The organism is Algoriphagus limi, assembly GCF_024919275.1.
Classification (GTDB): domain Bacteria; phylum Bacteroidota; class Bacteroidia; order Cytophagales; family Cyclobacteriaceae; genus Algoriphagus; species Algoriphagus limi.
Genome location: NZ_JANWGH010000003.1, coordinates 105,494 through 128,436, shown reverse-complemented (window position 1 = coordinate 128,436; position 22,943 = coordinate 105,494). Strand labels below are relative to the sequence as shown.

The 22,943-nt window shown below is 41.0% G+C and carries 16 protein-coding genes; 10 read left to right on the top strand and 6 right to left on the bottom strand.

What is annotated here, in order from left to right; genetic code table 11:
- Positions 1-248 precede the first annotated feature (248 nt).
- The 5 genes from NY014_RS12745 to NY014_RS12725 all read left to right on the top strand — a co-directional run bounded on the left by NY014_RS12745 (position 249) and on the right by NY014_RS12725 (position 4,236).
- Positions 249-770: an ester cyclase gene (locus tag NY014_RS12745; protein ID WP_259414974.1), complete on the top strand. Its 522-nt coding sequence runs from the start codon at positions 249-251 to the stop codon at positions 768-770.
- Positions 771-1,000: 230 nt separating this feature from the next.
- Positions 1,001-2,032, top strand: coding sequence for a methyltransferase (locus NY014_RS12740; RefSeq protein WP_259414973.1), 1,032 nt, complete (start codon positions 1,001-1,003; stop codon positions 2,030-2,032).
- 267 nt (positions 2,033-2,299) lie between these two features.
- Positions 2,300-3,100 carry a DUF6090 family protein gene (locus NY014_RS12735; protein ID WP_259414972.1) on the top strand — a complete coding sequence of 267 codons (801 nt, stop codon included), beginning with the start codon at positions 2,300-2,302 and terminating at the stop codon, positions 3,098-3,100.
- A 180-nt stretch (positions 3,101-3,280) separates the two neighbouring features.
- Positions 3,281-3,481, top strand: coding sequence for a hypothetical protein (locus NY014_RS12730; protein ID WP_259414971.1), 201 nt, complete (start codon positions 3,281-3,283; stop codon positions 3,479-3,481).
- Positions 3,482-3,483: 2 nt separating this feature from the next.
- Entirely contained in the window at positions 3,484-4,236 is a 753-nt protein-coding gene (locus NY014_RS12725) for an SDR family NAD(P)-dependent oxidoreductase (RefSeq protein WP_259414970.1), read from the top strand.
- A gap of 35 nt (positions 4,237-4,271) precedes the next feature.
- Here NY014_RS12725 and NY014_RS12720 read toward each other — a convergent pair whose 3' ends face one another.
- The 6 genes from NY014_RS12720 to NY014_RS12695 form a co-directional block, all read right to left on the bottom strand.
- Positions 4,272-7,538 (bottom strand): S41 family peptidase, encoded by a 3,267-nt coding sequence (locus tag NY014_RS12720; RefSeq protein ID WP_259414969.1) that lies wholly within the window; start codon positions 7,536-7,538, stop codon positions 4,272-4,274.
- A gap of 68 nt (positions 7,539-7,606) precedes the next feature.
- Positions 7,607-8,533 carry a bile acid:sodium symporter family protein gene (locus NY014_RS12715; RefSeq protein WP_259414968.1) on the bottom strand — a complete coding sequence of 309 codons (927 nt, stop codon included), beginning with the start codon at positions 8,531-8,533 and terminating at the stop codon, positions 7,607-7,609.
- A gap of 371 nt (positions 8,534-8,904) precedes the next feature.
- Entirely contained in the window at positions 8,905-10,377 is a 1,473-nt protein-coding gene (locus NY014_RS12710) for a hypothetical protein (RefSeq protein WP_259414967.1), read from the bottom strand.
- 17 nt (positions 10,378-10,394) lie between these two features.
- Positions 10,395-12,578 carry a hypothetical protein gene (locus NY014_RS12705; RefSeq protein ID WP_259414966.1) on the bottom strand — a complete coding sequence of 728 codons (2,184 nt, stop codon included), beginning with the start codon at positions 12,576-12,578 and terminating at the stop codon, positions 10,395-10,397.
- Positions 12,579-12,664: 86 nt separating this feature from the next.
- Entirely contained in the window at positions 12,665-14,008 is a 1,344-nt protein-coding gene (locus NY014_RS12700; protein WP_259414965.1) for an adenylate/guanylate cyclase domain-containing protein, read from the bottom strand.
- A 10-nt stretch (positions 14,009-14,018) separates the two neighbouring features.
- Positions 14,019-15,221, bottom strand: a complete 1,203-nt coding sequence (locus NY014_RS12695; protein WP_259414964.1) for an FIST signal transduction protein — start codon at positions 15,219-15,221, stop codon at positions 14,019-14,021.
- A gap of 456 nt (positions 15,222-15,677) precedes the next feature.
- On the opposite strand from NY014_RS12695, the gene NY014_RS12690 reads away from it, so the two are divergent.
- The 5 genes from NY014_RS12690 to NY014_RS12670 are packed head-to-tail and all read left to right on the top strand — an operon-like array spanning position 15,678 to position 22,849.
- Positions 15,678-19,265, top strand: coding sequence for a two-component regulator propeller domain-containing protein (locus tag NY014_RS12690; RefSeq protein WP_259414963.1), 3,588 nt, complete (start codon positions 15,678-15,680; stop codon positions 19,263-19,265).
- Positions 19,262-20,632 carry a sensor histidine kinase gene (locus NY014_RS12685; protein ID WP_259414962.1) on the top strand — a complete coding sequence of 457 codons (1,371 nt, stop codon included), beginning with the start codon at positions 19,262-19,264 and terminating at the stop codon, positions 20,630-20,632. The genes NY014_RS12690 and NY014_RS12685 overlap by 4 nt, the downstream gene beginning before the upstream one ends.
- Positions 20,629-21,012, top strand: a complete 384-nt coding sequence (locus NY014_RS12680; protein WP_259414961.1) for a response regulator — start codon at positions 20,629-20,631, stop codon at positions 21,010-21,012. Before NY014_RS12685 ends, NY014_RS12680 begins: the two co-directional genes overlap by 4 nt.
- Before the next feature lie 8 nt (positions 21,013-21,020).
- A complete protein-coding gene (locus tag NY014_RS12675; RefSeq protein WP_259414960.1) occupies positions 21,021-22,070 on the top strand; it encodes an adenylate/guanylate cyclase domain-containing protein in 1,050 nt (349 codons plus the stop codon).
- A 32-nt stretch (positions 22,071-22,102) separates the two neighbouring features.
- Positions 22,103-22,849, top strand: a complete 747-nt coding sequence (locus NY014_RS12670; RefSeq protein ID WP_259414959.1) for a DUF6090 family protein — start codon at positions 22,103-22,105, stop codon at positions 22,847-22,849.
- Positions 22,850-22,943: the final 94 nt, after the last annotated feature.

Genomic DNA, 22,943 nt, shown 5'->3' with positions numbered 1-22,943 from the left:
GGGGCTTTTACATAACTGAGAACTAATTCTGAGCGATGAAATTTTAACTACTTCTTATTGAAAGCTAGATGGATTACTGCATAAAGCAATTGGCTTAGTTTCATTTTGTAATGATCAATCAATTTAACTAGAAATATTTCAATTCTTTTAAAAACAAATTCAAACAAACAAAAACATAAAAATCTGTTTATCAGCTATTTTTTCCTTAAATTCAGATAGCAATTGTTTTTAACTCAAATCCAACAACTATGAAAAATCTAATTTTATTATTGTCCATTGGGCTATTTATGACTTCTTGTCAACAGGAATCGAGATATACCCAATCATCCCCTGAAATCGATGCTATAAAAATGCTATTGGCTGAAACGGCAGCAGGTAATTTTGATGCCCAAAGAGAATATTATGCTGAAAATGCCCAAATATTTTATAATGCAACCGAAGACAATCCTATTTCCTTGAATGATTTAATTACTCAACAAAAGGAAGATATGAATACATTTTCTAATGTATCAGTGACTGTAACCGATGATGCCATTGAAATGGTCAAAACTGATGAAGGAGAAACCTGGGTAAACTGTTGGGGGACCTGGAAAGCTACTCATACTGCATCTGGAAAATCATTTGAAATTCCTTTTCATGAAACTTTCCAGTTTGAAAATGGGAAAATAGTCAAAGATTATGGCTATTGGGATACAAGCCAAATATTGTTGGCGATCATGGAATTTGAAAAATCACAAATGGAGACAGTAGATTCAGATATGAATGAGTAATTTCTAATTAGTTTTTTTTACCCTAAGAAAATAGCTCTCGGATATACTTTATAGATGAGGGCTATTTTTTTGAATTAGAAGATTGCTTAATCTTAAATAAATCAATTTTATCACCATGAGACTATTCTGGAATTTAACTCGACAGAGTCAATTCTCTGAACATAGTTCTAGGGGAACTTCATTGAAGTCTCTCTTTTCAATCAATTCTTAACCCAAAAAACCCAAAGCACATGAAAAATCAACCCACTCCGGAAAACATCCTGAAAATTGGAACAGGATTTTGGGCATCAAAAATTCTAATCTCAGCTACCAAACTTCAACTTTTCACATTACTCGCTGAAAAGAAGTCCATGTCAGGAATGGCAATTAAAGCCCATTATGGTTTTAAATGCACTGACAGAAATGTTTATGATTATCTGGATACCCTGACCACTTTTGGATTTTTAAATCGGGAAGGAATCATGGAGACCGCCAGGTATTCCAATCAACTTGAAAGTGACATTTTCTTAGATAAAAATAAAGACTCCTACATAGGTGGGATGCTGGAGATGCTCAATAACCGACTTTATGGATTCTGGGGAAATCTTGAAGAGGCTTTACTTACCGGAAAACAACAAAACGAAGCCAAGAATGGTAATGATCTTTTTGAAGCAATCTATGCCGACCCAGAAAGACTTAAGGAATTTATCCAGGCCATGAGTGGTGTTCAGATGGGAAACTTTATGGCTTTTGCAAAAACATTTGATTTCTCGAAGTACAATACCTTGGTAGACGTAGGTGGTTCAGGAGCATTACTTTCCCTCATTGTTGCCCAGCACCAACCACATATGAAATTTATCTCTTGGGATTTACCACCGGTAGCTCCAATAGCCTTGGAAAATATTAGGCATTTTAATCTTCAAGACAGGGTCATCACAGGAAACGGAGATTTTTTCAAGGATCCTATACCTAAAGCAGACATTGTAGTTATGGGAAATATTCTCCATGATTGGGATGAGGAGACCAAATTAATGCTGATGAGAAAAGCCTATGAGGCTTTGCCTAAAGGCGGGTCTTTTGTAGCTATTGAAGGAATCATAGACAATGAGAGAAAAAAGAATGCATTTGGCTTGATGATGAGCATCAATATGCTGATTGAAACAGGTAGTGGGTTTGACTACACTTTCAATGATTTCACTAAGTGGGCAAATGCTGTTGGATTTGAATCTACCAATATTCTCCCTCTAGCCGGTCCTTCAAGTGCTGCAATAGCAATCAAATAGTAGCGATTTTACAAATCAAGTAAAAAAGAAAGAGGAAGGTTAGGCTGGATTTCCTCTTTCTCATTCAAATCAACTGACAAGTCCAACGACATCGAATTCTTATCGCTTCGTTCCTTTCCTGAAACTTCAATCCGGATATGATTTCGCACTTGGGATTAGTCTTGCCCTGAGTTTAAGCTATGATATTGTGAAAGCACATAGGGTTCGTTAGAAGTTGAATCACCTGAAGAAAGTAAGTATTTAAGATTACATTATGCAGTTAGAATTATGCTAAAAATTTTACGGAAAATCCGACAATCTCTATTAGAGACAGCAAGTATCAGAAAGTATCTATTTTACGCTTTAGGAGAAATCCTGCTGGTGGTGATCGGAATTCTTATTGCCCTTCAGGTGAATACCTGGAATGAAGAAAGAAAGCGCGAAAAAGAAGAGAATCAATATTTGAATTCTTTGCTAAACGATTTTGAAACAGCCGAGTCGTCCTTTCAACTAATTCTTGGAGCTGTACTAGAACAACTGGACCACAATGAGCAATTGCTTGTGCTTCTAGCAGAACCAGAGGGAAGTACCCCGACTGATAGCTTGGTTGGAATGCTCCGGAAATCATTTATAGATGTTCCTTTTGGTATTCAGGTAACTGCTTACAACGACCTTGTCAATTCTGGCAAGCTCTCCATTCTTCAAAGCGAAGAACTACGAAGAGCACTTTCCAATTTTGAAATAGTAAATGCTTTAGCAAATAGCTACTCAGAAAAGGCAGCTAATCAATGGGCAGGACAGGTGACAGAATTTTTCGTAAATCGATTTAATGTAAGTACTATTTATGGGGAAGATTCAGATGTGATTTGGGATTATCCAGGGATACCCCATTCATCGGGTTATGAAAAGACTCCTATTAACAAACGATTCTCCTCAGATAAAGAAGCCGTATGGAGCCGTGAACTTGCGAATAGAATTGCTATCAAAAACGTATTACTTGAAGATGCAGCCCGCTCAGCAAAAGATGTTCTTTCTTTAATAGAAGAAATCAAACTCCTTATTAATTCTTCTCTCAGGAATAATAAATAATTGGACAATCTAAAAAGATTAGTAGTACCCTTTTTGCCATTAGTTCATTCGGTTCAATAATAATCCTTTCTGATAGATTAAAGACCTCAACTCCAGTGTTACCTTAAATTATCTTCAAATGACATAAAGATTAATTGTTGGTATAGCTTTGTACACTGTGTATATTAAGCCTAAAAAACTATGGGACTATTCTGGAACCTCATCCAACAAAGTCAAATCTCTGAGCACAGTTCGCGGGCAGCTTCCTTAGAAGCCCGAGTAGCTCAATTAGAGCATGAATTACGGAAAACACAGGAATTACTGATCAAAACCCTTCAAATACTGGAGGAACATAGCGGAAAGGATCTCGATGGAGATGGAAAAATTGGAGGAGCCAAATAAGTATGAAATTTCTCAATAAAACCTTTTTGGTAACGGGCGCCACAAGCGGAATGGGAAAAGCTATTGCTCAGGCCTTCGCTAGAGAAGGAGCTAATCTGATTTTGAGCGGAAGAAATGAAAAATCCGGAGCCGAACTTGTAACTCAAATCGGCTCCAATGTAGTCTTTTTGAAAGGAGATGTAAGCAATCCAAGCTATAATCAGGAATTGGTGGATCTGGCTATTAAACGATTTGGCCAATTAGATGGAATCTCTGTAAATGCAGGAACATTAGGGCTCGGTTCTATTACTTCCCTCAAAACTGAAGACTGGCTTCGAACCATTGATGTGAACTTGAACTCCGTTTTCTATTTGCTAAAAGCAGCCCTTCCTGATTTACAAAAACGACCAAGCGCATCAGTCATTATCAATTCTTCGATTGCGGCATTTAAAACCTTTCCCAATCACCCTGCTTATTGTGCATCCAAGGCGGGTTTGGTTGCTCTTTCCAAACAAGCAGCCGTAGATTATGGACCAAGCGTGCGGATCAATTGTATTTGTCCGGGCCCTGTGGATACTCCGCTGATTCATGATTCAGCTGCTGCCTTTCCTGATCCGGGAAAAGCCGTAGAAGACGCGGGAAAAAATACCCTGATTCAACGCTTAGGATCTCCCCATGATATCGCAAACCTGGTACTTTTTCTTGCTTCCGATGAAGCTTCTTGGATCACCGGAAGTGTATATACCATTGACGGAGGCGTAATGGCCAAGGGATAAAAAAAGCGCCTGAATTATTTCAAGCGCTTTTTTTATCAGTTTTGACCATTCCTAAAACTCAAATCCGGATAAGGTGGCGGACTTGGAACTGTTCTTGGATCTTTTTGGATCAACTCCTTCAAGTGCTCAATCGCCGCATCTAGCTGAGCATCTTTCCCTTCGAAAGTCGCCTTCGGCAGGTTGATCACTTCGATATCAGGAATAAAGCCAACTCCTTCAATCAGCCATTCTACTTTATCGCCGTTGTTGGTGTCTCCACCAACAACTCCATAAACCCCATTCATCGGAGCCCGGGCAATTCCATTGTCCGAAAGGATATTCACTCCTGAAAGCCAAACTTCTCCTCCCCAGGTTCTCGCACCAATAGCTTTGCCAAGCCCCAATCTTCTGAAGCCTTCGGCAAAAGCCTCTCCATCGGAAGCGGTAAACTCATCTACCAGCAAAACCAAATGTCCACGGAAAGCATAATTCATATTCCAATAGGGTTCACCGGTTCTGCTCTTCCAATAGAAAAAGGCTTCCCTCATCAGCTTTTCAAGTATGAATGAATCTATATTTCCTCCCCGATTGTGACGCACGTCGATGACCAAGCCTTTCTTCTTAAACTGCGGATAAAAATCCCGATACCACTGTCCGATATCCCCAGAAGTCATGGCTCTTAAATGCACATAGCCTATATCTCCATTGGATTTGGCTTCTGTTTCCAGTCTGCGGGTGTACTCCCAATCGTTGTATCGCAGATTGCTTTCTTGACCTGAGCTCATGGGTTTCAGAATGAAGTCCCCTTTTCCGGCTACTGCTAGGCGAACCTGTTTTCCAGCCTTATCTCGAAGTAACACCTGCATATCATCCACTTCTAAAACAGAAGTCCCGTCGATATGCGTAATCACATCGCCTTCCTCGATTCCAAAAGCAGGATGAGATAATGGGGATTTCTCATCTGGATAGTCCGGATCGCTTTGGAAAATGTAGTCGATTTGATAGCCATTTTGGGTTTTGGAGAAAAGGCCTCCAAGCATTCCAAACTGAATATTATCCTCTCCATATCGGGTATCCCCTCCACGAACGGAAGTGTGTAGAACGGACAGTTCACCAATCAGCTCCCCGATCACATCTGAAAGTTCATTTCGAGTCGTCACCCGATCCACAAGCGGAAGATATTTCTCGTACATTTTATCCCAATCCACACCATGCATGCCTGCGTCATAGAAATAATCTCGCTCCATTCGCCAAGCATCGGTATAGATCTGCTTCCAGTCTTCCCGAGGATCAATGCTGAATTTCCAGCCGCTCAAGTCCAATCTATTTTTGGATAAATCCGAAACCGGAGAAGTCCCCAATTCCACCAAGAAATGGTTGGCCCCTTGACGCAACAAAACATACTTATTGTTTGCTGAAACCGCATAGCTGTTGATTTTATCAGCAAATACTTTCTGCTCCGCCTTTTCGGAAATCGGAGTCATCATCAAAGCTGGTTCATCATCATTGGATGCCCCTCCTCCGTAATAAACTCCCGGACCGGGTCCCACCCGATGGTAGTACAAGGCCTTTTCGGTTACAATCAGATTTTTGTAATTTCCTGCTGGTACAGGCACTTCCTGCACACGCTCCATCAAGCCCTCCTCATCGATCTTCACGGCAACAGGGCCTTCTGAATTTTTCTCCTCTACTTTCAGCTCATTTTTTGGAGTGAAAGGAGAGATCAAACCCTTTTGGAGAGGAATGTGATAGATTTTGATCTGCTTTTCCCAGAAAGGTTCCGGCTGACGCTGCCCCCATGGACTTCCTACACGGGTTTCGAAATTTCGGTCAGAAAGGAAATAAACCCACTTCCCGTCAGCACTCCATTGAGGATTTAAGCTGTTGGTCCGGTTAGAAGTTAGGGTTATTCGCTTTTCTGTACTCGGATTGAAGACAAAGAGCTGGGTAAAGGTATTCGAAGCGGCCTGTCCGTAAGCCAGCCACTGACTATCGGGTGACCAAGACATACTGCCATGCAAGTCTTCATCGGTCAGATTGGCTTTGACTTCTTTTCCTGTGGAGAGATTTCTAATCCATAGGTCATTGTTCAAGTCGGTCCAAGCTAGCCACTTTCCATCGGGAGAAGGGGTCAGGTTGAAGCGAAGCGTAGTCCCGTTATCAGTCAATTGCTTTCCCTGATCCAAACCCAAACCTGAGTATTGGTGGATTTCAAATTCACCACTTTCGTCAGAGAAAGTCAAAATATCCTTGGAATCGGTGGTAAACACCGCATCCCGATAGCGCACCCCATCTTTTCTACTCAAGCGAACCATTCTTCCTTCTTTTGCAGGAAAGACAAAAACCCGACCCCGAGCTGTCAAAGCAACTTTTTCTCCGTCATTGGAAACAGAAATATTGGTAATGTAGGAAGCAGGATTGTCCACCCATTTTTCCCTTAACTGATCAAAATCAGAAACCAGATTAATAGCAATTATTTGAGCTTGATCTTGGCCCAAATCCATTTGGAATAAATCCGCTCCAGCCCGATAAACCAGCGTATTTCCAGCTAGGGAATACTCTCTCACATCATAAGATGCTTCTTTGGTGTGCTGCTGAATATCCGAACCATCTGACTTCATGGACCAGACATTCTGAATTCCATCCCGAGAAGAGATGAAGTACACCCTTCCCTGATGAAAAAACGGATGATGATCTTCGCCGCTGTAGTCTTTAGTCAATTTTACAGCCTCTGGTGCTCCGTTGCTGTATTTCCAAAGTTGACGGGCTGTACCGCCTTGATAGCGCTTAGTCACATTGTTGTGGTAAGTGGGTCTGACGAAAAAGTAAGTGTCAGACTCTCGATCAAAGCTCCCTTCGGCTGCCATTTCTAGTGGAAGAACCTTCTTTTCCCTGGAATTGACATCCACCACTACTGTTCGCAATCGAGGAAGTGTGGAATACTGATTGGTAGTGTAAGCAACTTCTGTGGATGATTTCCAAGCCACCGGGACAGAAGCCGAAGGTTCGTAAGTCAGCCTTTTAGGCAGGCCTCCATTGACAGGCATCACATAAACCTCAGTAGGTCCTTCATAACTGGCAGCATAAGCCACCCATTTACCATCAGGTGAAATTTTTGGATTGGATTCATCACCAGGATGAGTGGTCAGGCGTGTAGCCATCCCTCCTTGAAGGGATGTCATCCAAACATCTCCTTCCGCTACAAAAACAAGGGTGTTTTCGTGAACATCCGGATGCATAAAGTAACCAGGCCCTTCTTGAGAAAAGGATAGGCCAGTTACTCCCAAACTGATAATCAGCGAGCAAAGCAGTTTCTTATTCATGATCTAAAGATTTTCAATTAAGTGATAAAATCTACACACTTCTGGAGGTAGAAAAAAATGCAATTTGATTATTGGTTGGCTTCGGATTTTTTCCTCCAAAAGGAGGCTAACAGCGAACCGGTAAAATTCATCAATGGCCCAAAAACCGCGGGAGCCAAACCAACTGTCGCGATTTTCCCCATTTGTACCGCAATCCCCGAGGCAAGACCTGAGTTTTGCATCCCCACTTCAAAAGCCACAGTCCGGGAAGATTTTTCATCTAAACCTAAAACCCTTGCGCTCGCATACCCAAGTACATATCCCAAGATATTATGAAGAAGGCAGGCTATTACCAACAGAATCCCGATCTGCAATAGGCTATCCCTTCCATTTGCTGTAATTACTCCGATGATCAAAATAATTCCTCCCATGGAAAGCACTGGTAGTATTTGGTCCAACCAAGCAGCTTTACCTTTCATGAAATGATTAAAAATCAATCCCAAGACGACTGGAATGATTACAATCTGAATAATGCTCCACATCATGGAGAGAAAGTCAACTGGAACATAGGCTCCTCCTAACCAACTCATCAAAAAAGGAGTCAATACCGGAGCAAGAGCCGTTGCAACAGCTGTCATGGTCACTGATAAGGCCAAATTTGCTTTGGATAGGTAGGACATAACATTGGAAGCCAAGCCTGATGGAGAGGATCCTACCAAAATTAATCCTGCGGCTATTTCTGGTGGAAAAGAAAAAATTCTAGCTAATGAAAAGCCCAGAAAAGGCATAATGGTAAATTGACAGGTCATACCTATAAGCACACCCTTAGGCATTTTGACCACTCCCAAAAAATCACCTAGACTCATTTCTGTTCCCACTCCAAACATGATTAGTTGAAGCAAAGGAACAATCAACAGAGATGTTTCGAAGCCTCCCCAGTTAACCAAAATACCTGGGAATAGTAAGGCCAAACAGACGATTAGGACTACTAGTGTAGGAAACAAATAATTCTTCATCCTCTAAGAATTCCTTGAAAATCGCTCAAAATCACAGACTGTTCAAAAAGTAACAGTTTTTCATTTTTTTGATTTAAATATTTCACCTATTGAATCAATTACAAAATAAAATATTACAATTCTTTGATTAATTGAATTTTTTTAATAGTTTCAATAGCCAACATTATTTTTTCTACCTATCTCCATTCAAATTTTTAAGCCCATGAAATCAAATACTAATTCCCAAAAAGCAGAATTGAACCTATGCAAGGGCATCATTGAAATCAGCATGATTAGCTTGATTGGCCTTTGTGTTCTTACCCTGACTCATGCCATAAGTCAGATAATGAATCCCCAAATTTGGGAATTCACTATCCGAAACTTTTGATTTTTTAAGGAAGAACCAAAGTCATATACACTCCATAAAGCTTGGAGTTAACGCTTGTATTATAATTACTATTGCCCCCCATAGGATTTTGAACAGGGGAATCGATGCCCCCATACATATATCCAACAAGTACGGGTCCTGAGGGATCTCCTTCGAAAACTTTGTTGAGGTCAATAATGGAAGCCGCTTCTCCATAAAGTAAACTAGGGAGCGGAAAAAAGACCGCATTTGCCCCCAAATATCCCGGCATCTGAGCCTGAGGTGGAGTTTGAACCAGCTCTATGGTTTCGTCCTCGCCATTTGTATAGTAAGTAGAAATCAAATTGGAAAATGGTAAGGGTATACTATCGGGTGCTGCCAATTGCCCAGAATTCGGATCATAAACCATATAGGTAATTCCTCCCAAAATGCTTATCCGACTAACACGAAATTCGCCAAATGCCATGACCGCATCTACTTGAGCTGCTGAATAAAAATTCGCTTTTTGCAAAGTTTGCTCATCCAAAGTCACATCGGGGTTTCCCGAACCAAGGTCATTGAGATAGACTGGGGATCGATATCCCAAACCTTGTCTAGTGAAGACCCCTCCATATATCACTGCACCCAAGGAATCAGGACCAGGTGTAATGACTTCCGCCAAGGTGTAATCCCTACGATGGAGTTTTGCCGAATCGATAACCGATAAAGTATCTGAAATAGCCCAACTAGTACCTTCCTGAGCAAGTCTAAACCTTCGAACAGCTGAGGTATAATCTCCGGTATTCCCAGGAAGATATGAACCCTTATAATTCTGCCCTCCAATAAGGTAGAAATTCCCGTTAGCTACCATCATTTCTCCACCTGTTACTTGTAGAAATGGATCTCGAATCACCTTGGTGAAGATTTGATCCAAGGTTGGATTTGCTCCTTCGGAAAGGACATATTGAATAAGGTTAGGGACATTAATCTCGAAAAAGTAATCTGAAGTCCAGTTGCTTACTGAATCTGTTCCATCACTCGTATATCCTCCAGACGCATAGAGTGTTTCACCTTCCTGATAATGAAGCATACTACTACCTGAGAGTTGGTGAAAATAAGGCATTGGAATAGGTACCCCTGTGGATTTTTTATTTGCAAAATCCACCACCCAAATGGAATCATTTGCCATTAAGTTGGGGAAAGCGGGGGGATCTTTAGCCATATTATGTAATCCGGATTTTCTTCCGCCAAACAATACCCATTGCTCACCAATAGTAGCATAGACCGGACTCTGTAATTCCGGCATCCAAAACCCAGGATCAACCTCCTCAAGACTCACTTGGATAAAATCTGAAACCGTACTATCTGATTCGAATAACTGTTGAATTCTATCATATAATGGAGAGTCAGCCATTTCCATTGTCTCATCCGCAGTTTCGTTATCCGTAGGACTGGAACAATATTGATTAAGAAGCAGAAGCAGGAAAAATCCTGATACTCTAAGGATTAAATTTTTCATATCACAAAAATTTGAGACTAGGAATTGATTTTAAGGTTAGCCCACATTTGGAGTAAGGCTTGCTGATTTTTGGAAAGCTCCCGTGTAACGGGCATATACATGTAGCCTCCCCAGTTTTTCTCGTCAGTAAGCTTCAGCATTCTTCGCATGGTGTAGGGCTCACTCCAAACCTCCTCCTTAAATGGAAGAATGGCATTCATGATTGGTAGGACATTATTGTAATTCGAAAGAATATTGTCATACAGCACCTGGAAGGTCAAAGGTTTTTCCCCATTGAGATAGACTTCCAAATCCTTATCAGCAGAAAGCACCCGAGTAGCTACAAAATAGCCATTGGCAGCAAAATAAAGTCCCTCCGCCTGAGATGCGGGTGCATTGTATTGCTCAGGAGTAATCCCCAAGATATACTGAACACATCCTGCTTCATTGGTACAGTACTCGAAAGGCACACCATCTGAGAAATAAAAGTCCTGGAATTTATTTGTGTTTCCATTTCGGATTTTCCCCAATACTGGAGTCGTAACCGGGTTCCCTCTATAAAAGCATCTTAAAATAACCGGGCCTCTACCAGCACCATCAAATTTATATCCCTCAGAAGGCAACTGTCCCTGTTCTGCATAGGAGCCTTGTTGATCTGACAATATTAGATAGTCATCCTCCATCAATAATTCCTGGTCCGAACTGGTATAGATAGCAAACTTTCCTGCTGAAAAGTCAGAAATCCCGCTTGGAAGCGGAAAATCCATCACTCCTCCCCGTGCAAGGAAGGTATTCATGTTATAATCCAGTTTATGATTAAAACTCCCTATGGTAGTAGGAGCTGTCTTATCATCAGGAACAAATTTGAGAGTCAACTCACCGAAGTCATAATTTTCCCAACCAAGAAACTTCTTAATCGAGGTATCTCCTCCATAGTAGCAATATTTCTCTTCAAAGCCGACACCATATTCGCAGATTGTGTTAATCACATCTAAGCTGATCAGGTTTTCTTTTGGATTAACCCTCACAAAAGCAGGAGGCAGCTGAACCGTTTTGGGAAGGTCTAGTGGCTTTTGATTGGTTCCCATGGGAGTAGGAGCAATTACAGGAGGATTAACCTCAGTGTAATTTATAGCAGGGTTATTGGCTATTTCATTTTTCAAAATCCTACCCACATTATGGGTTTTCATATCTACGCTTTCCACAAAGGGACAAAGCGAACCCGAAAATGCCACCCTTGCCGGGTTCTTATGAACCGAAGTTTGATTATTCCCAAGTGGAGCCGTTGGCATTTCAGAATAAATGGGATTTCTCACCTCATACACCTGATGAAGGAGAATTTTCATAGAGAGCGCATCTACCTGAAAACCTGCATATTGGTTCAAATCCTGTTGAACAGAAGCATCTGTTTGATTAGCATTCAAATTAATAGTGGATTCAAAATAAGTGCCTCCACTCATAGGCATAAGCAGGCCATTATTGTAGTTTAAGACCTTGCAAAGTGACAACCAAGTAAAGGTAGACTTACAGGGAACTCCCGATAAAAAAGTCTTTTCTTCTCCGTTCGGCTCGCCATAGATCCCAGCCAGAGAAATGAAAAGCTGTGTACAAGTATCGTTTATACTATCTACATCGCAAAACATGGCTGTTGTCTTGCTTTTTTTATCAAAAAACTGCTGGTGAAATGAAAATGACCGTCCTAAAAGCTGGGCTAAACCCGCCGGACATCCTTCGCTATTATCAGGCGTATAAGTAATCACTTTCCCCTGCCCATCCGGGATTTGTATCCCTGTTATCCGAATATCCTCTGCATAGACGCTAAGATCTCCATAGTAATTCCAATATCCCGGCTGAACCAATCCATCATAAAGAGAAGGCTGATCTCCGGGTCCATCTAAAGGAACATTTTTATAGAGGTCAACAAATTTATCATCATGCCCGGATGTCCCGAGCAAATAAGTGGCCCAATCATCATAAACCTCATCTGTAACCGAATCGATCACAACATAGCTCTGTCCTGATGCATCATTCTGGACATCATAATTTAAATTCTGAATTTTCGAAACTAAATCCGGAGAGATATTTACCCTTGGAGGCCGATAGGGAAGCGCAGCATCCTGATTGTAAATTTTTAAAGGTGAAAACTTCCCGTTATTACCTGTCGGGACATCGAGGAGCACAGATCCATGAAAATTGATCCTCGGAAAATCAAATTGACTCATAAGCTGGATTTTATTGATTAAAAAAAAACTTGTTCCCGAATCGATTCCGGGAATGAAAATGGGTTAAGTATGATGAGAGGAAACAATTAACTATTGGAACTGGAAGAATCTTTCTTCCTTTCTACATAGTACATGTCAATGACCCCTTTATTTTTTGCTTCTATTTTTCCACGATAGTCAAATTCGTATTCATCCTTGACTAGCTCGTAGGTCACATTACTGATATTGACTTTCCCGGCTTCACTGCAGGATTCCATACGGGAGGCGACGTTTACTGTATCTCCCCAGATATCATAAGCGAATTTTTTGATACCAACAATTCCGGCAATCACAGGCCCACTGTGCAGCCCGATTCTAATTTCAAAAAAAGGCCGACCCATAGCGATTCGTTCTGCTTTGACTTGATTTACAAAATCCCGGATCTCCAAAGCCGCATTGATCGCATCCTGAGCATGCCGTTCTTTAACTACAGGCAGTCCCGATGCACACATATAGCTATCACCAATTGTCTTGATTTTTTCAATGTTATGCTTGGCAGTGATTTGATCGAAGGCCCGATAATAAAAATCAATTTCCGCCACGAGTTCGTGTGAAGGCATCCCGGCACTGAATTGGGTGAAGTTTTTGAAATCCGTAAATAAAACAGTCACCACATTGTAATCCTTCGCCTTTGCATATCCGGTTGCTTTGAGCTCCTGAGTAGTCTCATAGGGTAGGATGTTCAATAAAAGTTCTTCGGTCAGTTCCTTCTCTTTCTTCAATTCCTTGGTTCGCTCCTCCACCAACTCTTCTAGAATCATATTTCGGTCGATTTGATTTTGAACCGCCGAAACCACCCCTCCCATCGCATCTAAAATATTTTGGTGATAAGGCAAAATACCGGTACCGGATTGTAGGAGTTGAGATCTTCTTCCAATAAAAAAGTACCCGAAAACTTGCTGATTGTGAATAATGGGTGAAAGAAGGAATTGACTCATGTCGAAATCCCTCAACAGACTCGCAGCAAATTCATCTTCCTCGGTTCCTTGATTGAAAATAATATACCTCCTGGACTCATAGAAGTCAGGAGGTATAGCTATGGTTAAGGATTTTACTTTCTCTATGGCATACCCTGCATAAGCCTTGATAAATTTTGGGCTATGAATAAAAGACCCTTTTTCATCTGGAATTAGTACCAGGGTCACATCCATTTTCAGGCGGATGTTGATTTGTTCCGAAAGACTATCGAGCAATTCATCCATATTGCTCTCAGCCTTCTGATTTTGAAGTTCAGCGATAACCTTGAGCCCCTCACTCATCTGAAGCACGTCTTTGGAAAGATCGGCATTACGGTATTCCAGACTCATGTAGGAGCTTGTCAGCTTCTTGAGTCTTTCTTTGTAATAGTTTATTTCCCGCTGTGCGCTTTCGTTGTTTTCGTTGGAGCTCATTAATAAAAAATCAGTCTTCGGAAATCAGGCATAAAACCCCAGTCCAATCCAATGGTTGAATATTGGACCCTACGCGGGCAGCCTCCACACCAGAATAAAATCCTGACAATGGAATACCCTTAAGGGCTTTTTGGACTTCTTCGGCATCTTCAAAATTCACTCCCGAAAAAGGTTTTGCTCTTCCTCCACAATTAATGTAAAAAGAAAAAACTGGTTTTGAATCTCCGGCCTGTGCTTTTAATCCATTGATGACTTCCTCTACATAATCCGGCTCTAAATTTCTTCGCATCAATTGTACCTCTGCTCCATCTTGCAGATCAGGCTCAAACATCACCAAGGCTTTATTTGGCTCATCCACAGCCAAGGTCAATCGATTAGCATAATCTTTCTCCTGAAAATCACCGAATTTATCTCCCCTATTGACTCCAAGAGTCACATTCATTGCAAAATCCTTGACACTGATCCCGTGATCCGGTCCCAGCAATTCATCAATTACTTCTAAGGCTGGCTTATTTTCTATTTCTAAAACGACCGGTCCCTGAACTTTGGTAATCGTGATGTAATCACTGCAAGGCTGGCATCCATGAAGAATGACAGTATCCATTTTGCAAGCGCCAGAAATCAAAATTCCGACAACATGCTGGGAATAAATTTCATTGTTGACAAACTGGTAGCAAGTGCTCAGCATCATATCAGTCAAAAATCCCCCTCCCGCTACCGATAGCTCTTCTGGAATAAATTGCTCTATAGCAGCAAATAAAGGAGTAGCAAAATTCAACATAGGTGGATTCTGCTGCTTGGAGGAATCATAGAATACCCACAAACCACAAGCATCATCCTTGATAGCGGATTGAAGTTTTTTACCAAGCTTCATCCCAGCTTGATATTCGTCCTTGTTCAGATCACCTTCTGCGAAAACTTCAAATCGGATTTTATCCGAGCTGAAAATGGTCACTCCTACCTCGAACCCATCATATCCGATAAATTCATCGGTGATGATTCCAAATGAAGATCCTCCCGTTTTTGGGGTGTCTGGAATAATTTCATTGACTCCATTCAAAAATTCTCTGGGGTCATGTTTTCCGCCACAAAATATCAAGGCAAAATCAGGACGTTCGATTTTGCCATTTTTCATAGCTTGAGAAGCTGCCTCCTTTCCGGCTGCAAAGGAATTGGTTTGATTGCTGGCTCCTACGCCAATTTTTGTTTCCATGGGTTAAAAATTGATGATAAACAATGGTTGAAAATATGATTTTGCCTAGATAGGCCTGTGTCAATATAAGAATAAGCCCCGAAAAATTGACCAAATCTTATTTAATTAAATGAAATAGTTTCAAACGGCTAAAATTCTTTGAAACACTTAATTACCAGAAAAATCAGCTAGGCCACACTTAAGTCAACTTATTTCTGACATTTTAACAGAATTGAAATACTTTTTGTATTTTCCCAATACAAATTGGAAGAATTCTATTCTCTAGCCCAATTTTAATTTTTATCTAATCCCAGGCCTGATGTATTATTTTCAAGTTTTTTTTACTCCTTTTAAATCTTCTAGGAAGCTCTCAAAACCCCTATTTTTTATTTCTCTATGAAAGACTTTTTATTTCCGTTTTTGCTATTCAGCTTGATTCTTTTTTCCTGTAGCTCGCAGGAGGAGAGTTCTTCCGAAATGAATTTTCAGCAAACCGAATCCCCAATCAAAATCTCTATTTCAGACCTAGCTCCTGAACACAAACCCGAAAAAATTTCACTTAGTGAACTCGCTTCTCCTGAAATAGTTCTTTTGTCCAATTATTCCAGTCGTGGGATTGAACCTCCACAACAAAATAATTTTCAAGTATTAAGAAATGAGGACGGATCTGTTCTACTCGATTCTACTGGAAGAGCCTTTATCTTAGGTGAAGGAGGAATAGCACAATTCAAAAAATACACCTCTGATGAGGGACTACCTATTGATGGAGTAAACTGTGCTTTGGTTGATAGCCGAGGGCATATTTGGTTTGGAACTGCCGGAGGAGGAGTCAGTAGGTTTGACGGATTGGAGTTTTTTAATTACACGGAAAGCCAAGGCTTAGCTGGAAATGCCGTCCGGGATATTTTAGAGGATTCCCAAGGAAATCTCTGGTTTGGAACTGTAGAAGGTGGAGTTAGTAAGTTTGATGGTGTAGTCTTTCAAAACTTTGGCTACAATGAATTGGGAGATGACATAGTCTATACTCTGGCTGAAGATCTGAATGGTAACATTTGGATGGGTACCGATGGGGCCGGACTTATTCGATATAATGGAAATAATTTTTCTCCGGCTCCTTTCAATGAGGAATTAGGAGAAGAAGCTATCATCAGCTTGACTGCTGATGCTGATGGTACACTTTGGATAGGAACCAATGGTGCAGGTTTGTTTTCCTACGATGGAGAAAATTTAAATTCATTTGGACAGGCAAATGGCCTTCCCTCTAATCGAGTACGAGCCATTTTTGCAGAATCTCCAGAATCTATCTGGATTGGTACTTTAGGTGCCGGGGTGTGCCGACTAGAAAATGGGCGATTCACTTGCTTCACACGTCAGAATGGATTAGCAGGAAATGTTGTCCGAGCAATCAATCAGGATTCGGATGGATGGGTTTGGGTAGCTACCGAGACAGGAATCAGCAGATTCGAAGGGGATAAAATTATTAGCTATACCACCGAACAAGGACTAGCCGGAAACAGTGTTTTGGACATTGTAAAAGATCAGCGAGGAAAACTTTGGTTTTGTACTGATGGAGGCGGAGTGAGCCGCTTGGACGGCTTAGGCTTTACCAGCTACACAAATCAACAGGGACTTGCTGGAAATATTATCCTGACCAGTATGGAGGACCATGAAGGCAATTTATGGTTTGGAACCAATGGATGGGGTGTCAGTAAATATGACGGGAAATCTTTTACCACTTATTCTTCTTCTCAGGGTCTTTCTGGAGATATTGTTTACAGCTTATTAGAAGGCCAACAAAACCGAATTTGGTTTGGTACATCCGGTGACGGACTAAGTGTATTGGATGGAAATCGGATTTCTCATTATGGAATAGAGCAAGGCTTACTCTCCAATGAGATTTACTCGCTTTTTGAGAGTAAGTCCGGAGATATTTGGATAGGTACAGACTATGGAGTCAGCCGTTTTGATGGAAATGGTTTTGAGCATTTTACCAAAGACCAAGGATTAATCGGAGAGATCATTACAAGTATCGAAGAGGATAGCGATGGAATTATTTGGTTTGGAGTTTTAGATGGAGGAATAAGCCGATATGATGGGGAAAGCTTTATCAATTTTGGACTAGATCAAGGTCTAATCGATCCAACGGTAGTACGATTAGAAATGGATGAGTCGGAAAACCTCTGGATAGGAACGACTCATGGATTGAGCATTTTACCCAGAGAAATCCAAAATAAAATCACCTCAGGTGAAGAAATCCAATCCAATCCTTTTAACAGCTTCAATACGGAAAATGGATTGCCTGATAATTTCATTTTACAGATTGTCGATTTACCTGGAAAATCCATTTCCATAGGAACCAATCAGGGGATCACAAGTCTGGAATATCATCCAGAACAAGATCCTAAACTCAGAAATTTTGAGATTTTCAATTCGGACACTGGCTTCCCTGTAAAAGACCTTACCGATGGCCAAAATGGGATGCTTTTGGATTCCAAAGGATTAATCTGGGCAGGAACAGGAAGCGTAAAAACAGGCCTGGTCCGAATGGATCCTAGTCGAATACAAGCCGACACTACTCCGCCAATAATTGAAATCAAACAGGTTCGACTTAACGAAGAAGTAATCCCTTGGCATTTATTTATAGAAAGTGAGGGTTCTGAATCTTTTTCTAGCATTACAGACCAGCTGATTACCTTGGGCAGAAGGCTCCCTGCTGCTGAAAAACAGGAATTGAAGGATCGATTTGAAGGGGTAAAAATGGATGGGGTAACCCCTTTTATCCCGATTCCGGAAAATCTGGAACTTCCCTATAGACACAATCAGATCAATATTGAATTCAGCACCAATGAATTGGCAAAACCCTACCTGATCGAATATCAGCATATTCTAGAAGGTTATGAGTCTGATTGGAGCCCGATCTTACGTAGGACATCCGCTACCTTTGGCAATATTCAAGAAGGAGACTACACCTTCCGAGTCCGTGCCCGCTATGCGGGAAACAGTATAGATCAGCCATCAGAGTGGAGTGATGTTGTTACTTTTTCTTTCACCATCCTTCCTCCTTGGTATAGAAGCTGGTGGGCTTATGCTTTCTATTTGGTGGTTTTTCTTTCCATGATTTATCCCATGCACCTTTACCAAAAAAATCGCCTTTTGAAGGCTGAACGGGAAAGGGCGAAGGAGCGGGAATTGGCGCATGCCAAAGAAATCGAAAAAGCCTATGAAGAGCTTAATCAAACCCATGAAAACCTAAAAGCCACCCAATCCCAATTGATACAGGCGGAAAAGATGGCTTCCTTGGGTGAGTTGACCGCGGGTATTGCCCATGAAATTCAGAACCCGCTCAATTTTGTCAAGAATTTTTCCGAAGTCAGTCATGAACTGATGGATGAAATGAATGACGAAATCCAAAATGGAGAATACGATGAAGCAAAGTCCTTAGCAAAAGAAATCAAAGATAATCTGGATCGAATCTCCCTTCATAGCATGCGCGCTGACGCCATCGTAAAGGCAATGCTACAACACTCAAAGGCTAGTGTCGGGAATAAAGAGCCAACCGATATCAATGCTCTAGCCGATGAATGTCTTCGTCTGAGTTACCACGGTGTTCGGGCAAAAGAACCCGACTTCAAAGCGGATTACTCAACGGATTTAGAGCCAACCCTTCCTGAGGTTGAAGTGATTCGAAAGGAAATTGGACGTATCCTAATCAATATTTGCAACAATGCCTTCTATGCTGTCCATGAAAAATCCAAGGAAACGGAAGATCCCAATTACATTCCTCGGGTAAAAATCAGTACCCATCGAACAAAGAAAGGAATCGAAATTAAGATCACAGATAATGGAACAGGAATCCCTCAAGACATTATTGGGAAGATATTCCAACCCTTCTTTACAACCAAACCAACTGGTTTTGGAACAGGTCTAGGACTCTCTTTAAGCTACGATACGGTCAAGTCCTATCAGGGTGAATTAACAGCAGAAAGCAAAACGGGGTCGGATTCTTATACCACTTTCACTATATTCCTACCTTTAAACTCAACCCAAAAACCAGAAGTGCTATGAATCTAGGAGCCATCCTGCTGATTTTATTGTTCTATCTCCGGCGTCCGATGGGGCCAATTGAGGTTTCTGCGGAGTGGAAGCGCATCATCAACGGCGGGATGATAGCAGCATTTGTCCTTTGGGCATTTTCTAATTCTGGCATCCCAGTAATATCCCAAATCGCGCTTTTCTTGAATTTTGGATTGGGGGCATTGATTGTCTATTTGACGCTTCGCAATCCTGAACTTCAGCATAGGAAAGGGATGATCTATGCTTGGTTACCTTTGATGGGACTGATCGTTATCCAAGAGTTTCTAGAGGTTATCAGTCCTTCATTTTTCAATTCTATAGAGGTTTATCACAGCACGGCTACCTTCTTTGCAATCGTATGGGCTATCGTGATGTGGATCAATAATACTAAGCAGCGAAAGGCTTTGGAGCAAGAGCGACTGAAAGCTCTTCAGAAGGAACGGGAATACAAGGTAACCGAAGCACTTAAAGCCCAGTTGGAAAAGCAGGTCCAGGAACGAACCAAAGAAATTACCCAGAAAAAGAATGAGCTGGAAAAAGCACTCCTAGAGCTTAAAGCAGCTCAGGATCAATTGATTCATTCCGAGAAAATGGCCTCTCTTGGTGAGCTTACCGCAGGAATTGCCCATGAAATACAGAACCCTCTCAATTTTGTAAATAATTTCTCTGAGGTAAGTTCTGAATTAATTGATGAAGCTAAGGAAGAGCTGGATTCTGGACATCAGGAAGATGCCAAAGAAATCCTTGAGGATTTGAAAGCTAATCTTCAAAAAATCCTTCACCATGGAAAACGAGCAGATTCCATCGTTAAAGGAATGCTTCTCCACAGTAGAAGCAGCTCCGGTCAAAAGGAAAAATCAGATATCAACGCCCTGACTGACGAGTACCTTAGGCTTTCCTACCATGGATTACGAGCTAAAGACAAGAGTTTTACGGCGGACTTTAAAATTGAACTTGATGAAAGCGTCGAGCCAATTGATATAGTCCCTGGCGATATCGGTAGAGTCTTATTGAATTTGATCAATAACGGCTTTTATGCAGCAGACGAGAAGAAAAAAGAACTGGAAAAGGCAGGCCAAACGGACTTTATGCCGACGGTCTGGGTCAAAACCCAAAAAATCCAAAACGGGGTGAAAATTACAGTTCGGGACAATGGAAAAGGCATTCCTGATGAGATCAAGTCCAAAATCTTCCAACCCTTTTTCACGACCAAACCGACGGGAAAAGGTACAGGATTAGGATTGTCCATGAGTTATGATATTATAACAAACGGGCATGGTGGCGATCTTAAAGTAAACAGTAAGCCAGGAGAATACACCGAATTTGAAATTATCATCCCCCAAACAACACAATCATGAAAATCTTAATTGTAGACGACGAGAAAGATGTAGAACTACTTTTTCGACAAAAATTCCGAAAAGAAGTAAAAAGCGGGGTATTGGAATTAGCCTTTGCCTTTTCTGGGGAAGAAGCTCTGGAAGTCTTGGATTCGGAGCATCCACCTAAGGTGGTCTATGTTTTTTCAGACATTAATATGCCTGGCATGAGCGGCCTTGAATTACTCAACAAAGTCAAATCCCATTTCCCGGAAATTCAGGTCAGTATGATTTCGGCATATGGAGATTCGCAGAACTACGAGAAGGCCATGCAATCCGGAGCGAAGGAATTTTTCACTAAACCGATTGATTTTGAATCCCTCAAAGTAGAGGTCAACAAGTTGATCGAAAGCCAAAAATAAAAGGTGCTATGGTTAAAATCTTGGTAGTCGATGATGAGGCGGATTTAGAAATCCTGATCAAACAGAAGTTCCGAAAACGAATCAAGGGCGGGGAATTAGAATTCCTTTTTGCACTTAATGGAAGAATAGCCCTGGAAGTAATCGAGGAAAATCCGGATGTAGATTTGATTCTGAGTGATATCAATATGCCCGAGATGGATGGATTGACTCTGCTTTCTAAGGTGAAAGAGAAAAATTCACTCTTGAAAACTGTCATCATCTCTGCCTATGGTGATATGGAAAATATCCGGACTGCCATGAACCTTGGGGCCTTTGATTTTATCACCAAACCGGTGGACTTTAGAGATTTAGAAATCACCCTAGATAAGACCATTCAATACAGAAATCAAATTAAATCCACACTCAAAGCCCTACGGGAAAACAACATTCTAAAAATGTATGTGGATGAGACGGTTCTAAATTTCATGGGAAATAAGGAACTGGAATCCAGTCTTTTGGAAAATGAAATCATTGAAGCCACTGTTGTTTTCATTGATTTAGTAGCCTTCACCAAAATCTCAGAAAATGAAGAACCAAATGTGGTTGTCAACCTCCTGAACGATTACTTTGACTTGATGGTCAAGGAAATCATTAATGAGCAGGGAAGCGTGGATAAATTCATTGGAGATGCAGTGATGGCAGTTTTTCAGGGGGAAAACCACTTCGCTCGGGCAATTCGAACCTCTTTAGCCATTCGAGAAAAAATGGACGAAATGCCAGCATTTTCGAAGGAAAACAAATTCAAACCGGAAGTTTCTATAGGGATCAACACCGGCGAAATGGTATCTGGAAACATTGGTTCCAAGTCCTTGAAACGGTTGGATTACACTGTTATTGGAGATGCCGTGAATGTCGCAGCCCGACTTCAATCTGCTGCTAGCCCCGGGCAGATTTTACTTTTAGAAAAATACGCCAATTCAGTGGTGACCGAATTCTCCTTTCAAGAAATCGGAGAACTTAAGCTCAAGAACAAAGCCCAACCGGTAAAAGTGCTTGAGGTACTTTCTGAAATTAAATAGTCCGGATGGTTTCCTTCTTTCGAAAATTCCGAATGTCTCTGGTTCAAAAAAATCAGATTACCAAGTACTTGGCCTATGCGGTAGGTGAAATTTTCTTGGTTGTGGTTGGAATCTTAATCGCTTTGCAGATCAACACTTGGAATGAGGAGCGGAAACTCAAGAATTATGAATTGAAAATGCTCCATGAGCTAAGAAATACCCTGGAAAAAGATAAGCGATACTTTTCTAATCAAATTCCAAGATTAAACAATAAGCAAAACGCAGCAAACCGACTTTTGGAGTTTCGCCAAATCAAGGAAGAAAACCTGGATACCCTAAACCAATATTTTTCAGCACTTCGTTATGAGGTTCTTTTTCAATATAACTCAGGAACCTACGGCTCTATAAAATCGGGTGGCATCGATAAAATATCTAATGACTCCATCCGCTCTCAGATGGCAGATTTGTATGAATTTATTATCCCCAGAACTGAAAAAATTTTCGAAAGAATTAACTCAGATGAATCTGTGGAAAATGATTTGGTGGAACAAATCACTTCCAGAATGATCGTTACGCTTAGTAACAATGAGCAATCTATACAGAATAAAATTTCTGATCCCAAGGTGATCTACAAAGATGAGTTTTTGCATCTGATCCAACTTCAAAAAAACAGCACATTTATATTTAAAAGTAGGATTGAAAATTTAATTCCTGCTTTAGATAACTTTATCGGATTAATTGAAAGAGAATTAATAAGACAGGGAGATGAAGAAATCCTAGATTCACAAACTGATGGATAAATTGAATGAATCTTTGGTATTTCGAGTACACTACTCAGATTTCCATAGAATTAGAAATTTTCCTAGTAGATTATCCAGCCGAAAACCCAAATCA

Excerpts from the sequence above, each read along its gene's own strand:
- NY014_RS12705 (WP_259414966.1), bottom strand. The coding sequence starts at position 12,578 with ATGAGTCAATTTGATTTTCCGAGGATCAATTTTCATGGATCTGTGCTC.
- NY014_RS12715 (WP_259414968.1), bottom strand. The coding sequence starts at position 8,533 with ATGAAGAATTATTTGTTTCCTACACTAGTAGTCCTAATCGTCTGTTTG.
- NY014_RS12730 (WP_259414971.1), top strand. The coding sequence starts at position 3,281 with ATGGGACTATTCTGGAACCTCATCCAACAAAGTCAAATCTCTGAGCAC.
- NY014_RS12740 (WP_259414973.1), top strand. The coding sequence starts at position 1,001 with ATGAAAAATCAACCCACTCCGGAAAACATCCTGAAAATTGGAACAGGA.
- NY014_RS12700 (WP_259414965.1), bottom strand. The coding sequence starts at position 14,008 with ATGAGCTCCAACGAAAACAACGAAAGCGCACAGCGGGAAATAAACTAT.
- NY014_RS12745 (WP_259414974.1), top strand. The coding sequence starts at position 249 with ATGAAAAATCTAATTTTATTATTGTCCATTGGGCTATTTATGACTTCT.
- NY014_RS12670 (WP_259414959.1), top strand. The coding sequence starts at position 22,103 with ATGTCTCTGGTTCAAAAAAATCAGATTACCAAGTACTTGGCCTATGCG.
- NY014_RS12695 (WP_259414964.1), bottom strand. The coding sequence starts at position 15,221 with ATGGAAACAAAAATTGGCGTAGGAGCCAGCAATCAAACCAATTCCTTT.
- NY014_RS12735 (WP_259414972.1), top strand. The coding sequence starts at position 2,300 with ATGCTAAAAATTTTACGGAAAATCCGACAATCTCTATTAGAGACAGCA.
- NY014_RS12690 (WP_259414963.1), top strand. The coding sequence starts at position 15,678 with ATGAATTTTCAGCAAACCGAATCCCCAATCAAAATCTCTATTTCAGAC.
- NY014_RS12720 (WP_259414969.1), bottom strand. The coding sequence starts at position 7,538 with ATGAATAAGAAACTGCTTTGCTCGCTGATTATCAGTTTGGGAGTAACT.
- NY014_RS12725 (WP_259414970.1), top strand. The coding sequence starts at position 3,484 with ATGAAATTTCTCAATAAAACCTTTTTGGTAACGGGCGCCACAAGCGGA.
- NY014_RS12680 (WP_259414961.1), top strand. The coding sequence starts at position 20,629 with ATGAAAATCTTAATTGTAGACGACGAGAAAGATGTAGAACTACTTTTT.
- NY014_RS12675 (WP_259414960.1), top strand. The coding sequence starts at position 21,021 with ATGGTTAAAATCTTGGTAGTCGATGATGAGGCGGATTTAGAAATCCTG.
- NY014_RS12710 (WP_259414967.1), bottom strand. The coding sequence starts at position 10,377 with ATGAAAAATTTAATCCTTAGAGTATCAGGATTTTTCCTGCTTCTGCTT.
- NY014_RS12685 (WP_259414962.1), top strand. The coding sequence starts at position 19,262 with ATGAATCTAGGAGCCATCCTGCTGATTTTATTGTTCTATCTCCGGCGT.